Raw genomic sequence first — 14695 nt, forward strand, 5'->3', positions numbered from 1 at the left:
GGTCTCAGACGAGTGTGATCGCGCCTGCCGTGCCTGACATTTGGCCGATGATGGCAGCATTCGGGGTGTGGGCGCGCAGCCGCGGCAACAGGGCTTCCGCCTGACTCATGGGCAGCGCAGCCAGCAGGCCGCCTGCAGTTTGCGGATCAAACAACAGATCTTGTACGCCGCCGGTGGAAATCTCCGGCAGCTGGGCGGCGTTTTCTGCAAACAAAGAAGACCGTACCCGCTGTGCTGATAGGGCAGCGGCGCCAGGCAGATAGGGGATCGCATCAAGACGAAGCTCAGCGCCGAGCTTTGATGCCTCACATATCCCGAGTAGATGCCCCAGCAGCCCGAAGCCGGTCACATCGGTCATCGCATGTGCGCCACGCAGCAGCTCAGCGGCCTGACCTTGCGGCTGGCTCATGGAGGTCAAGGCGGCCGCGACGGATGCCCCATCAGCAGCCCCTGTCATTTCGGCGGCCATGATTACACCAGTGCCCAGCGGTTTGGTCAGGATCAGCGCATCTCCGGGCTGGGCTCCGGCTAGGGTGATGGGCTGTCCACCACAGAGCCCGGTGACACTGAAGCCGATGGTCAGCTCATCCCCGACAGAGGTGTGACCGCCAACGATATCGGCACCGGCGTCGCGGATGATCTCACCGGCGGCGGTCATGATTTCGCGGAGTGTCCGGACCTGAAGCGCCGGTGACAGTTTCGGTAGGATCAGATTGGCAGTGGCAGCTTGCGGCGCGGCGCCCATTGCCCAGATATCACCCAGCGCATGCACGGCAGCGATCCGGGCCATCACAACCGGATCAGCGGTAAAGGCCCGCAGGTGATCGGTGCTGAGGACCTGTCGTTGCCCGCCGGTCATCAAAAGTGCCGCATCATCACCGGGCAGGGGCGTGATATCCGCGCGCCGCACCTCTGGCTGAGAGCTTAGCGTGGTCTTCAGCGCGCGGGCACCAACCTTTGCGCCGCAGCCGCCACACATCGGTTTTTCACCAAGCGCCTCGGGCAGATCATGCGTGTGCTCGGGGGGCAAAGCCGGGGTTTCCATCTGCGGAAGGTCGCGGAATTGTGTCATGAAGGTCTGATCAATGTGGTCTTTCCAACGCCACATCCAGCGCCCGGACAGGGTCTGGCCGAACCGTTCACCAACGGCGGTCTTGTTCCCCATGGAAATCAGTTTCAGATAGTCCTTTTGCGGGTGATACCGGCGCAGCGGATCCTTGGTCAGGCTGGCGCGCAGATTCTGATAGAGCACGGGTGCCTGACGGACTGCGTAGACACCGGCCTTGGGGCGTGGATCATTGCTGAAATGGGCACAGTCGCCGCTGGCGAAAACGCCGATCTGACTGGCCTGTAGGGTGCTGTCGACGCGGATAAAACCATGATGCAGGTCCAGGCCGCTATCGGCAAGCCAGGGATACGGGCGCGCGCCCGCCGCGCCGGTGGTGAAATCGGAGGGGATGACCCGCCCATCATCAAGCACCACATGGGCGGCTTCTACTTGGGTGATTGTGGCTTGCTCAACCACAGTCACCCCCAAATCATGCAGGGCCTTGCGCAGCTGGGCCTGGGCTTTGTTGCCTGCGTCCTTGAGGATGGTGCCACGGTCAATCAGCGTGGCCTGCGCCAGTCGCCTGCGGGCGCGCAGGGCGTAGGCCATTGCGAGGATCAATTCGACCCCGGCCACGCCACCGCCGATAACCGCAAAATGGGCGGGGCCCTCACCATCGCGGAACTGTGCCCAAGAGGCGGCGAAGCGGCCCAATGGTTTGGCTGGGATGGCGTGGTTCTCAAACCCGGGCATGTCCGGCATCGCGGAGGTGATACCCAGATTGATCGCGGCTATATCATAGGCAATAGGCGGGCGGCCTGCGACATGCACCTGCCGGGCGTCTGTATCGATATGTTCGGCAGCCCCGAGAATAAGCCGCGCCCCGGCGAACCGCGCCAGTTTCACCAGATCAATGTCCAGCGCGTCGCGATCGTAGTGTCCCGCGACGAAGCCCGGCAGCATCCCGGAGTAAGGCGCGGTGGGTCCGGGGTTGATAACAGTCAAGCGCGCCCCGGCCAGCGGGCGCATCCCCCATTTGCGCAGCACCAGCGCGTGTGTGTGCCCGCCGCCGATTAACACCACGTCTTTGGTCAGGGGGAGGGGGGCTGCATACATAATTGTCGTCCACCGGGCTGCACAGGGTCACCCGGACTAGCTGCATCCCGGATGAAAGACCCCCGCCGACAGGGGCGGGGGATGTTTGGTCAGACCTCAGGCCCGATCACCTCGTTCTCGGGTTTCTTATGGGTTGCCCAGATCTTGTCATCGCCCGCGTCGGGCAGGCTGTCCGGGGTGTCATGCCGGTGGATATGCACCTTGGCAATGAAATTTGCCGTGATCGGGGCGGTCAGGAACAAAAACAGCGTGATCATCAATTCATGCACCGATAGGTGGTGCTCATAGACCGCTGCATGGGTCATTGAGGCCAACAGCACACCGCCGACGCCCAGCGTCGTCGCCTTCGTTGGCGCATGCAGCCGCGACATGCGATCATTGAGCTTCAGCAGGCCAAAAGAGCCGACGATACCGAAAACACCGCCGATCACGAGAAACCCGGCAATGACGATGTCAAAGAACAATTCCATGGTCTCTCCTCACTCAATAATATTGCCGCGCAGGATGAACCGCGCGTAGGCCACAGTGGAGACAAATCCCAACATGGCGATGATCATTGCCGCCTCGAAGAAAATCTCGGTCCCAAGCGCCAGCCCATAGAGCACCATCAGCGCGATGGCGTTGATGAACATGGTGTCCAGAGCAAGGATCCGGTCGGCAACATCCTCGGCCGAGACCACCTTCCAGAGGTTCATCAGCAGTGATAGCGCAAAGCAGACGAACGCAAAAATTGCAGCGGTTTCGATCATTCGAAAATCTCCTTCAGGCGACGTTCGTAGCGGTCCTTGATGTCGTCCCGCACGGCCTCCGGATCGGGCGCATCAAGGCAATGCACCAGCAGCGCATGGCCCTCTGCGGAGAGGTCCGCCGACACGGTGCCCGGCGTCATGGTGATTGTTGCGGCCAATACCGTGATCGCCTCGGGCGTGCGCAGTTCCAGCGGTACAGTCACCCAATTGGGGTGACGGCGGGAATTGGGTTTGAACAGCACGATCTTGGCGACCACCAGATTGGCAACCACAATATCGTAAAGCACGATGAGGACATAGCCGATGATCTTCATCGGGCCTTTCATCTTCAGCTGTTGTGGCCAGTAGGGCTGGGTCAGAAAGGGGATCAAAACCCCCAGCATGAAGCCAAAGACCAAGGAGTTCAGTGACCAGCCGTTGACCAGCAGTAGCCAGGTAACAGTCAGCACCAGCGTCAGGATCGGGTGCGGCAGTATGCGGCGCATCAGCTTCATTTTGAGCCCCCCCCGAGGACGGTTTCGATATAGGCGGTTGGCGTGAACAGCTGGACCGCCGTCGCATCAGCATAACGCGTCATCGGCCCGGCAAAGATGGTGAGCAGTACAAGCGCCGTCATCAGGCCAAAGCATACCACGAGCGGCAGAACCGGTGTTGCCGCAGGGGCGGCGGTTGCCGCGCCGTCAAGCAGGTCGTCACTGTCAGCCTCTGTATCTGCGTCGCTGTCGTTGTCCGGCAAACCATGGCTTTTCCAGAAAATCAGCGTGCCAGCACGGGCGAGGCCAATGATTGTCACCAGTGAGCCGACCAGGATCACTGCCCAGATCCACCAGACCAGATCATGATCGCGTGCGGCGTCCATCACCAGCAGTTTCCCGATGAAGCCGGAGAGCGGCGGCATCCCCGCCAGCGCAATGGCCGCGACAAAGAACATTACCGATAGAAGGCCGCTCTGCGGCATCAACCGCATCGCGGCAACCGCGCCGCCCTGACGCTCCATCACCTGATCGGCTATCAGGAACATCAGTGCTGTCGCCAGCGTCGAATGGACGATGTAGTAGAGCGCGGCGCCAGTGGCGGCTGGGGTAAACAGCGCGATGGAAATCAACAGCGTGCCCATCGATGTAATCGCGCCAAAGGCAACCAGCCGTCCGATCTCGCGGGAGCCGAGGACCCCGATAGCCCCTACTGCAAGCGTCAACAGCGCCGCAGGCAGCAGCCAGTCGCCGACCAGGCCTTCGGTGATTGCGACGTCGGGGCCGAAGATCAGGGTGTAGACACGCAGGATGGAATAGGCGCCCACCTTTGTCATGATGGCAAACAGGGCGGCAACAGGCAGCGGGGCATGGCTGTAGGAGGCCGGCAACCAGAAATGCAGCGGCAGCACCGCAGCCTTGATCGCAAAGACCAGCAGCAGCATGACCGCACCGACGCGCAGCAGGGCGGTTTCCTCGCCCGACATCTCTGCCACGCGCACCGCCAGATCGGCCATGTTCAGCGTGCCGGTGACGGCGTAGATCGTGCCGAGCGCAAACAGGAACAGGGTCGAGCCTAGGAGGTTATAGACCACATATTGCACCCCGGCCTGAAACCGCTTGGCGCCGCCTGCGTGGATCATCAACCCATAGGAGGCAATGAGCAGAACTTCGAAGAACACAAACAGGTTGAAGGCATCGCCAGTCATGAAGGCGCCGAGAATGCCCATGATCTGGAACTGGAACAGCGCGTGGAAATTGGCACCACGGGAGTCCCAGCCAGTGCCAATCGCATAGAGCACAACCGCCAGCGCCAGTACGGAGGTAAGGACGATCATCATCGCCGACAACCGATCCAGCACCAGGACGATGCCAAAAGGCGCAGGCCAGTCGCCCAGCTCATAGACCTGCACGGTGCCATCAGCCGCCTGCGCGGCCAGCGCCAGTGTCAGGCACAGCACCAGCACGCTGCTGGCAACGGAGAAGATCCTCTGCAGGTCCAGATGGAAGCGCAGCACCATGATAATAAAGGGCGCAACAATTGCCGGCAGGACAATCGGCGCAATCACGAGGTGGTTCATGCGTCATCTCCTGCTTTGGCATCGTCATCGCTGAGGTTGATCCGGTCGTCCTGCGACGACAGATAGGCCCCCAGCGCAATCATCACCACAACGGCAGTCATGCCAAAGGAGATCACGATCGCGGTGAGCACCAGCGCCTGCGGCAGCGGATCGGTATAGGGCACCTCTTCGTATTTGTTGAGGATCGCAGGCGCGTTGGTCATCAGGCGGCCCGTGGCAAACAAAAACACGTTCACCGCATAGGACACCAGTGACAGCCCAAGAATGACGGGAAAGCTGCGACGGCGCAGGATCAGGTAGATGCCGGCCGCGGTCAGAACGCCCACGGCCGAAGCGACGAGAATTTCCATAGTCAGCCCTCGTTCTCGGTCTTGGCCACATCATCGCGGGCCGGGTTGATATCCATCGCATGGGTGCTGTCGGTACCGGGCTGCCAGGCAAAGCGGGACAGGCTCTCCAGCGCCAGCAGAACCGCGCCGACAACAGCCAGGAACACGCCCAGATCAAACAGCGCCGCAGTGGCCCATTCGAACTCTTCCAGCGGTGCCCAATGGATGTAGCCAAAGGCGCTGGTCAGGAAGGGCTGACCACTGAACCAAGACCCCATACCGGTCGCGGCGGCGATCAGCACGCCGGATCCGATGATGCCGTGATAGGGATAGCGCTGTCGCTCCGTTGCCCAGGCAAAACCCGACGCCATATACTGCATGATGACAGCAATCGCTGCGATCAGCCCGGCGATAAAGCCACCACCGGGCAGGTTGTGCCCCCGGAAGAAGATATAGGCCGCCACCATCAGCGCCAGCGGCATCATCACGCGGGTCGCCACCACCATCATCATCGGATGCGAGTCACCAGCTTGCGGCAGATCAGGCTTCCGATTCAGCAGATAGGCCCGCACGCGGGTGCCCAGCACCGCCTCGGTCAGCGCAAAGATCACCAGTGCTGCAATGCCAAGAACGATGATCTCGCCAAAGGTGTCAAAGCCCCGGAAATCCACCAGGATCACATTGACCACATTGGTACCGCCACCGCCCTTGTAGGAGTTCTCAAGGTGAAAGCCGGAAATCGTCTCACCGATGAAATCACGGGTCATGAGTGCGTAGATCAGCCCGCCAACCCCAAGACCTGCGATGCTGGCGATGGAGATATCGCGCAGACGGGCGCCGCCGGAGCTTTCGACCGGGGTTTCCTTGGGCATGAAGTTCAGCGCCAGCAGCATCAGAATGATGGTGACCACTTCAACCGAAATCTGCGTCAGGGCGAGATCCGGGGCTGACATGTAGTTGAAACCCATGGAGACCACGAGACCGACAACGCCGATCAGCACCAGCGCCAGCAGGCGATTTCGGTGCATCGCGACCAAGAAACCAGTGGCGATCAGCAGGCTGGCCCAACCAAGGATCGGGATCAGCCCCACAGCCTGCAGGGTTCGAGTCGGCGCAGCCAGCGTGCCCGACTGGTAAGCGTAATACGACAGCGCTGCGGTAAAGGTGATCATGATCCCGCCATAGCGCGGCATGGAGCCATTGTGCATCCCATCGGTGATCCCGCGCGCAAGGCGGGTCAGGGCAGCAATCAGCGCCTCAAAAATCACCTTTGCCTCTGGTCGCGGAGTAGCATCCCAGAGACGCATTAGCGGTTTGTGCAGCATCAACAGCACCACACCCCCGGCAACTGCTGCCATCGACATATAAAGCGCCGGGGTAAACCCGTGCCAGAGTTTCAGAGAGTAATAGGGCAGTTTCTCGCCACCAATCACGGCGGAGGCAGCAGTCGCCACCAGCGGCCCCACGATCTTGGCTGAGAACAGGCCGATCAGGACCACAAGACCAATGAGGAACGCCGGCGCCAGCCACATGCCGACACCCGGGTCATGCGGGGTCGCCGGATAGTCGTCACGTTTTGGCCCGAGGAAGACATGGGCGATGAAGCGGAACGAATAGGCGGCGGAGAACAAGGCGCCCAATAGCGCCAGACCCGGCACCAGATAATGTGAACCGGCCCAGGCGGTGTGAAAAGTCTCTTCCAGCATCATTTCCTTGGACAGGAAGCCGTTGAACGGCGGAATACCGGCCATCGACAGGGCTGCAACCGTCGCAATGGCAAAAGTGATCGGCATCAGGTGCCGCAGGCCGCCAAGACGCTTGATATCGCGGGTGTGGGCCTCGTGGTCGACAATACCGGCAGTCATAAACAACGCCGCCTTGAACGTCGCATGGTTGATAATGTGGAACACCGCAGCCACCGCCGCAAACTTTGTGCCAAAGCCGAGGAGCATGGTGATCAGCCCCAGATGGCTGACGGTGGAAAACGCCAGCAGCGCCTTCAGATCATCTTTGAATAGGGCAATGATCGCCCCCAGTACCATGGTGATTAGCCCGGTTGTGGCGACGATATAGAACCATTCAGGCGTACCGGCCAACACAGGCCACATCCGCGCCATCAGGAACAGACCTGCCTTTACCATCGTGGCGGAGTGCAGATAGGCCGATACCGGCGTCGGTGCGGCCATGGCGTGCGGCAGCCAGAAATGAAACGGGAACTGGGCCGATTTTGTGAAAGCGCCTATCAGGATCAGGATCAGGGCCGGCAGATAGAGCGGCGAGGCTTGAATGACCTCCTTTGCGCCGAGGATCACGGTCAGGTCATAGGAGCCAACGATATTGCCGAGGATCAGCATGCCCCCGATCATGGCCAGACCACCCGCACCGGTGACCGTCAGCGCCATACGCGCGCCCTGGCGCCCCTCGGGCAAGTGTTTCCAATAGCCGATGAGAAGGAACGAGCTCAGCGAGGTTAGTTCCCAGAAAATCAGCAGCAACAGGATGTTATCCGATGTGACAATCCCCACCATCGCGCCCTGAAACAGCAGCAGGTAGGTGTAGAAATTGCCCATCGGATCCTCGCGTGAGAGGTAGAACCGTGCATAAAGGATGATCAGCAAGCCAATGCCAAGGATCAACCCCGCAAAGAGGAACCCCAACCCATCAAGGAAGAAGTTGGCGTTCAGCCCCAGGGAGGGCAGCCAGTCGAATTGCGCCTGAATAACCTCGCCGCGCATCACCGCCGGGGCGTGCAGCATCAGTCCGACAAACGCGAGCAATGTTGTCAGGCCTGCCGCCGATGCCGAGGCATTGCGCCCGGCACGGATCAATAGCGCGGGGAATACCGCGCCCAGAAAGGGCAGGGCTGCAATCAGGAACAGGGACACGTGCGGTTCTCCTCCATGCACAGGGCCAGATCGTTTGGTGCCTAAGCAATTTTTCGCAACTGTGCCAGCCCCGACCGCGCCTGCAAACCCTGCAAAAGCGGCGATCAGGTTAGTTTTTTGCGCACCGCACCGGTTTGGTGCGGTCTGGTGTCAGGTTGACAAGAACTTGATCACCATGCGGGATGTCTCATGCTGAACACTATGCAGGAACCTGCTAGGTCTTGGATCATGTAGGACGGCGCCTGCAGTGGGGGGAGAGGCCAGATGTCGCATTCTCAATCAAAACGGTCAGATAATTCCAACGCTCAGTCCGAAGGCGGTGACGGCAATCCACAAATCGCATCGGGGGCGGGCGATCCGGCGATCTCGCGGCGTCGGTTCCTGCGCGCCGGGGCGGTCCTTGGAGGGCTCGCGGTTGTGAGTGGTGGTGGATATGTTTGGTGGCGTCGCCAGCCCCCAGACCATGATCTACCGCGCCTGACTGTGGAGGAGGCCTTTGCAAAGGCCAAGGCGGAAGAGCTGATCCTGGTGGACATCCGTACTCCGCGCGAATGGCGGGCGAGCGGGGTGCCCGTTGGCAGTCATCAGATTGATATGCGGCGCGAGGACTTTCTCGCGGCGCTTGATCAGGTTACCGGGGGCAATCGCAGTGCGGCGCTGGCGCTGATCTGTGCGCGCGGCGTGCGCTCGGCCCGTGTGACGCTGGCGCTGGATGCGGCCGGTTATTCCAACGTGATCGACGTGCCGGAGGGGATGCTGGGCTCTGCCGCTGGTCCGGGCTGGCTGCGCAGCAATCTGCCCGTCGCCCGCTGGAAGGGGCAGGGCTGATGCGGTTTGCAATTGCGCGCGCCAGTCGCTGGTGCCTCGGTTTTGGCATGGCGCTATCTGGGATCTCACTTGCGCCCGTGGCGTTGGCTGGATGTGGGCCAGAGGCCGATGCCTGCCAGATCAAGGAGGGGGATTACCATATCGTCCTGCCTGACACGCAACTTGATGAGGCAATCCCGGCAGTGATGTTTCTGCACGGCTACGGCGGCTCGGGCGCGGCCGCCCTGCGCAACCGGGCGATGGTCGATGGGTTGACCGGTCGCGGCTACGCGGTAATTGCGCCCACGGCGCTGCCCCGCAATCCCGGTGGTCCGCGCTCTTGGGCTTTTTTGCCGGATTTCGGTGGCCGTGACGAATCTGCCTTCTTCGATGCGATTTTGGCAGATGCTGAAGGTCAGTTTAATATCGACCGGGATGCTGTTGTATTATCAGGGTTTTCCGCCGGTGCCTTTATGGTTAGCTACCTCGCGTGCGCGTCACCTGATCAGTTTGTGGCTTATGCGACGGTATCCGGCAGTTTCTGGCGGCCTCAACCGGAGAGCTGCGCTGGCCCCATACGGCTGATGCATACCCATGGATGGGCGGATGAGGTAGTGCCGCTGGAGGGGCGCTACCTCGGAAACCGGCGCTTCCAGCAGGGCGATGTCTTTGCCGGGCTGGAGTTATGGCGAGATACCAACGGGTGTAGCACACATGCGCCAAGCCGCAGTTGGTCCGATGGAGATCAGCTACGGCGCCGTTGGGACTGCGGGCCGGAGGCAGATATCGAATTGGTGCTGTTTGCTGGTGGTCATCGGGTGCCACGGGATTGGGCCAATTGGCTGGTGGATTGGGTCGAGAACAGCGCGCTGTCGCAATGAGGCAACAGATTTTTCGACCGCTTTTTCAGTGATATTTCAATAAAATAAACCTGAGGAATTGTTTAAAACCCCTCAGGTTTTACATTTTTATACAATTTTGACGTTTTTACTTAGCCGCGGCGCGGTGGGGCGGCACGGTCTCAAGTGTCAAGCGCAGCCGATCGCGCCGGGCGCGGGCGATCCGCGTGATCCGCGGTTCCTTATGGACTTCACGCGTTGCCAGAAGAGCCTTGGCAAAGCGTTGCAGTGGCACACCTGAGAGCGCCGACAGAGGCACCGCCAGTACCAGTGACAGTGCAATAGGCAGCAGCCAGACAGAGACCACACCCGCCAGAATACCGCTCCAGAGGGCAACGCCGCTGACAGTTTCTAGCGCATGGCACGTCATCAGGGTGCGCCAAGAGTATCTGCCGCCGTCCCGCGCTTGGGGCGACCAACCTTTTTGCAGGCCAAAGGTGGTGCGCAGCACGGCAATCATCTGCTGCACCATCAGGATCGGCGCATAAAGGATCGCAAGCAGGATCTCCACCAGCAGCGACAGGGCAAAGGGGCCTGCGCCGCCATATTCTGAGAACCGGCTGCCGGTCATCGGCAGGGCAGCAACAGCCAGCAGCTTGGGCGCCAGCAACATGGCGTAGATCAGCAGGATCACCAGCACATGGCGCGGCTCCGACATATCAGGCCAGGACGGCATCAGCGGATTGGTTTCGCTGAAGTAGGTGAGGACAGAGGCTTCTTCGCCACGTCCGATCAGCGCCCAGATCACCAGCAGGGCGAACCAGACCGGGGCCATCAGATAGCCGATGGCCCCGTGTAGCAGGTGAAACCGCGACAGTGCTCGAAAGCCCTTGGCATTCAGGAGGTTCAGATGTTGCAGGTTGCCCTGGCACCAGCGCCGGTCACGCAGCACGTGATCGATCAGCGTTTGCGGTGTTTCCTCGTAGGAGCCGCGGATACGAGGCAGGAACTGGACACTCCAACCTGCCCGGCGCAGCAGACCTGCCTCGACGAAGTCATGGCTCATGATCAGCTTCTCACCCCCAAAGGCCGAGCGCAGCGGCGGCAGACCTGCACAGGCGGCAAAGGCGCGGGTGCGGATGATCGCGTTATGGCCCCAATAGTTGCCCTCGTGCCCGGCCCAGCGGGCCAGTCCTTCGGCAAGTGCCAGGCCGTAGACCCCATTGGCAAATTGCTGCATCCGGCCAAAGACGGACTGTGCGCCGATCAGCTGGGGGTAGCTCTGAATGAGGCCCGCGCCGGGATCGCGTGCCAACGCATCGGCCAGGTGGGCGATGGCGCGTCCTGTCATCAGGCTATCGGCATCCAGCACCAGCATGGCGTCCCAACCCGCGCCCCAGCGGCGCACCCAATCGGCGATATTGCCAACCTTGCGACCGGCGTTGTCCGCACGGCGGCGATAGTAGAGCTGGGTTCCGACAGGCAACATCGCACGCAGAGCTTCGACGCTGGCGCGTTCCTGCGCTGCAATGGCGTCATCGCGGGTGTCAGACAGGATGAACATCGCATAGTCATGAACACCGCCACGGGCGTGCAGCTCTTCCAGCATCGACTGGGCATTGCCCAGCACATACCATGGAACCTCGTTATAGATCGGCATCAGCAGCGCGACCTTCATCCGCTGCGGGCGACCCCGACCCAACGCGCGCGGCCGTTGCGCAAGCCCCCAGAGGCCAAGCAATACAGTCGAGACCGAGAAGCATATCCAGAAAAAGTTGAAGGAAATCAGCACCAGAAGCGCGACTTCCAGCATCGAAAACCCGTCGGCAGCAAACCAGTCCTTCATCCCCCAGGTCAGCAAACCGGTTGCCGCCATTGCCGGGGAAAAGGCCAGCACCCGCCAGAGCGCGACTTGCCCTTGGGTTGCCTCGCCTGTCGGTGCGGATGTGGTTGCCCGGTCATCACGTGCAGGGCAGGCCTGATCCTGAAAATGGGCGCCGAAATTCTGCTCCGGCATTGCCAGTGGCTGTTCCGGAGGGGTCAGCGAAAAATTGGTCATTTGGTCCACCGATAAAGCCAGACTTCCGATGCGGGCTGACCGTCCTTGCGCAACTCGGCGCGCAGTTCAACATGATCGCGTTCGCCCGGGTCAAAGGCAAACGCCAACCGCAGACCACCGGTTTCCGGGTTTTCCTGCAATACGCCTTCGGTTGGGGTGACATGGGGGGAGGTGATATGCGCCTGAAGATCATCCACACCGCCCGCAAACATCGGGTGAGCGGCAAAATCAATGGTCATGATGCGACCGGGATCACCGAAGATCCGCGCGCCAGCAGCCGTATTGATCACCTGTGGGATCGGCAGTTCCGGGCCATCGCCCCAGGTCAGGCGATAGTCGATATTGATTTCGGAACCGGGCACGTAACTCTCGCGTGGGCGCCAATAGGCCACGATATTATCGTAGATTTCCTTGTCTGCCGGAATTTCCACCAATGTGACCGCGCCCTTGCCCCAATCGCCCTTCGGTTCCACCCAGAGCGCCGGGCGCTGGTGATAATGGGCCTCCAGATCCTCGTAGTCCGACAGCAGCCTCGGCCGTTGCATGAGGCCAAAGCCATGCGGATTTTCATCGACAAAGGAGGACAGTTGCAGCGTCTTCGGGTTGGCCAGCGGTCGCCACAGGGTTTCCCCATTGCCGTTGATCACCAGCAACCCGTCGCTGTCATGGACTGCGGGGCGGAAATCATCGAAACGGTTGCGGTTGGTCTGATCAAAGAGGAACATCGACGTGAGCGGACCAAGCCCGATATTGTCCAGCTCTTCGCGCGCAAAAAGCCGCGCCTCGACGTCCATCACGGTGTTCTGGCCGGGCAGGATATCGAACCGGTAGGCGCCGGTCACCGAAGGTGAATCCATAAGCGCATGGACCACCATATTCTTCTGTCCGGGCACTGGCGCTTCGAGCCAGAACGATATGAATTCAGGGAATTCTTCCCCCTTCGCGGTGGCCGTGTTCACGGCCAGCCCCCGCGCTGAGAGCCCGTAGGCATGGGCCGCCCCGATGGCGCGGAAATAGCTCGCCCCCTGGAACACGCAGAATTCGGTTTTCTTGCCGGGTTCTTTCAGATCAGTGCGCAAGCGAAAGCCGGAATAGCCAAGGCTGTCGTCAACGCTGAGATCAGGCGCCTTATCGGTTTTGTCAAACAGCGACAGATCAAAGGCAACCGGCTGTGCCAGACCATTTTCGACGGTGAAAATCTCTACCGGGCGGGGGAAGTAGAGGCCCGGCAGGAAGAAATCGACATTGTAGCTGCGCGGGGTTTTGGACCAGAGCGCGTCACGACTGCGGAACCAACGGGTCTGGTAGTCCTCGTAGCTCTGCTCCTGCCAGTCCTGTGGAACGCTGGCGCGGGGCGCGTAGGGGGCGGCGGCCAGTTCGCGGGCAAGCGATACCACCGTCTCGCGCGAGAATGCAGGGCCACCGGTCGCCAATGCAGGCGATGTCAGCGCCCCAAGCGCAAACGGAGCGGTGCTGGCCAAGGCCGTTGCCAGAAAGGTGCGTCGCGAAAATGCTCTCATCTCTTGGTTTTCCATGGATGCGATTTGAACCAGGCAGCGATATAGGCGCAGCCAATGATCAGGCCAAACCCTGTGAGGTTAAAAAATGCGGTTGTCAGGATGGACCGGTCCGTCAGGTCCATGGCAAAGCCAAGCAGCCGTGCCAGTGCCATCGAAAAGACAAAGACCGCAAGCGATTGCTGACCGACCTTGGTGATCAGCGACAGGAGCACAGCCCAGACCCGGGCCACTGTTGACTGGCCGGATGCAATCAGGCGCCGACCACCTTCACCTGCGATCACCCAGCCGAGATAGGCCAGTGACAGGAAATGCCCAAAGCGCAGCAGGCCAAAGTCGGTTTTCTCCCGCCATTCCGCTGTCTGTTTCCAGGTGGGACGGATGAGGTCGGCAAGATCCGGGCTCCAGGCCTCAACCCAGAGAAAGACCTTCCATGACCCAAACGGGGCCAGCAGGACAAGGTAAGCCGCGGCCACGACCATCAGCACGCGGGAGACAGGCGGAGCGGGGAGCCAGCCTTTCATGAAGGCAAAGCCGGTGAAGAACAAAAGCTGCCATCCAAAGGGGTTGAAGAACCATTCGCGGCTGGACCAGGGTTCAGCGGAGAGCGATAGCCCGTTCGGCCCAAGACCGATCATATAGGGGTTGGCCAGCAGCCAGATCCCGACTGAGGCCGAAGCCACGGCCCAGATCCCGATACGCTCCAGTCCCATCATTAGTGGCATTAGCGCCAGCACCACCAGATACATTGGCAAGATATCGAAATAGTTTGGCACATAGCTGAGAGTCATCAGCCCGACCAGCTGCGGCACCGGGTTTTCAAAGAACGGGCGCAGATTGAGTGAGGCGATATAGCTCTTGTCGAAGCTGCCATAGAGATCCAGTGCAGCCATGGTGGTCGCGATAAACACAAACAGCCCGATGTGGGCCCAGAACACCTGCCAGCAACGAAACAGAACCCGCGCACTGCCCATGAGCCAGCCCTGACGGCCGAAGGTGCCACCAAAGGCGATGGCCGACGCCATGCCGGAACAGAAGACAAAGATCTCTGTTGCGTCGGAAAAGCCAAACCGCGCCGGGATCCATCCGGTCCAGCGGTTGCCGGGGATATGGGCGCAGAGGATGATGAACATGGCAATGCCCCGGTAGAAATCCAGACGTGGATCACGGGGTGCACGCGGCTGCACATCCGATTGCGGGGCAACCGGGCGATTGGCCACTGGTGTGGTCTCGGTGCCCTTGGCACCGGGAAAGGGCGAGATGGTCGCCATAGGCTGTTGTGTCCTTACTTCG

Annotated in this window: 12 protein-coding genes; 2 read left to right on the forward strand and 10 right to left on the reverse strand. The window is 60.8% G+C overall.

Annotated features, from left to right (window positions below; genetic code table 11):
- Positions 1-4: 4 nt before the first annotated feature.
- The 7 genes from selD to J4721_RS03715 form a co-directional block, all read right to left on the reverse strand.
- The gene (gene selD / locus J4721_RS03685; protein WP_211002123.1) at positions 5-2164 is read right to left on the reverse strand and encodes a selenide, water dikinase SelD; all 2160 of its coding nucleotides are present in this window, start codon (positions 2162-2164) and stop codon (positions 5-7) included.
- Between the two features lie 89 nt (positions 2165-2253).
- Complete coding sequence (locus tag J4721_RS03690) at positions 2254-2634, reverse strand: Na+/H+ antiporter subunit G (protein ID WP_076614729.1); 381 nt, start codon at positions 2632-2634, stop codon at positions 2254-2256.
- Positions 2635-2643: 9 nt separating this feature from the next.
- A complete protein-coding gene (locus tag J4721_RS03695; RefSeq protein WP_014874349.1) occupies positions 2644-2913 on the reverse strand; it encodes a K+/H+ antiporter subunit F in 270 nt (89 codons plus the stop codon).
- Entirely contained in the window at positions 2910-3407 is a 498-nt protein-coding gene (locus J4721_RS03700) for a Na+/H+ antiporter subunit E (protein ID WP_014879732.1), read from the reverse strand. Before J4721_RS03700 ends, J4721_RS03695 begins: the two co-directional genes overlap by 4 nt.
- Positions 3404-4966 carry a monovalent cation/H+ antiporter subunit D gene (locus J4721_RS03705; RefSeq protein ID WP_211002124.1) on the reverse strand — a complete coding sequence of 521 codons (1563 nt, stop codon included), beginning with the start codon at positions 4964-4966 and terminating at the stop codon, positions 3404-3406. Before J4721_RS03705 ends, J4721_RS03700 begins: the two co-directional genes overlap by 4 nt.
- Positions 4963-5316 carry a Na+/H+ antiporter subunit C gene (locus J4721_RS03710; protein ID WP_014874352.1) on the reverse strand — a complete coding sequence of 118 codons (354 nt, stop codon included), beginning with the start codon at positions 5314-5316 and terminating at the stop codon, positions 4963-4965. Before J4721_RS03710 ends, J4721_RS03705 begins: the two co-directional genes overlap by 4 nt.
- Positions 5317-5318: 2 nt before the next feature.
- Positions 5319-8180 carry a monovalent cation/H+ antiporter subunit A gene (locus tag J4721_RS03715; RefSeq protein ID WP_211002125.1) on the reverse strand — a complete coding sequence of 954 codons (2862 nt, stop codon included), beginning with the start codon at positions 8178-8180 and terminating at the stop codon, positions 5319-5321.
- A gap of 264 nt (positions 8181-8444) precedes the next feature.
- Between J4721_RS03715 and J4721_RS03720 the strand changes: the two genes are divergently transcribed.
- Together J4721_RS03720 and J4721_RS03725 are read left to right on the forward strand one after the other, a co-directional pair.
- Positions 8445-9008, forward strand: a complete 564-nt coding sequence (locus J4721_RS03720) for a rhodanese-like domain-containing protein (protein WP_211002126.1) — start codon at positions 8445-8447, stop codon at positions 9006-9008.
- Positions 9008-9868, forward strand: coding sequence for a PHB depolymerase family esterase (locus J4721_RS03725; RefSeq protein ID WP_102874457.1), 861 nt, complete (start codon positions 9008-9010; stop codon positions 9866-9868). The genes J4721_RS03720 and J4721_RS03725 overlap by 1 nt, the downstream gene beginning before the upstream one ends.
- A gap of 106 nt (positions 9869-9974) precedes the next feature.
- Here the strand turns inward: J4721_RS03725 and mdoH are convergent, their stop codons facing one another.
- The 3 genes from mdoH to J4721_RS03740 are packed head-to-tail and all read right to left on the reverse strand — an operon-like array spanning position 9975 to position 14673.
- Positions 9975-11885: a glucans biosynthesis glucosyltransferase MdoH gene (mdoH, locus tag J4721_RS03730; protein WP_211002127.1), complete on the reverse strand. Its 1911-nt coding sequence runs from the start codon at positions 11883-11885 to the stop codon at positions 9975-9977.
- Positions 11882-13405: a glucan biosynthesis protein gene (locus tag J4721_RS03735; protein ID WP_211002128.1), complete on the reverse strand. Its 1524-nt coding sequence runs from the start codon at positions 13403-13405 to the stop codon at positions 11882-11884. Before J4721_RS03735 ends, mdoH begins: the two co-directional genes overlap by 4 nt.
- A complete protein-coding gene (locus J4721_RS03740) occupies positions 13402-14673 on the reverse strand; it encodes an OpgC family protein (RefSeq protein ID WP_102848960.1) in 1272 nt (423 codons plus the stop codon). The genes J4721_RS03735 and J4721_RS03740 overlap by 4 nt, the downstream gene beginning before the upstream one ends.
- Between the last annotated feature and the right edge of the window lie 22 nt (positions 14674-14695).

The sequence above is a fragment of the Phaeobacter sp. HS011 genome, assembly GCF_018101215.1.
Taxonomy (GTDB): domain Bacteria; phylum Pseudomonadota; class Alphaproteobacteria; order Rhodobacterales; family Rhodobacteraceae; genus Phaeobacter; species Phaeobacter inhibens.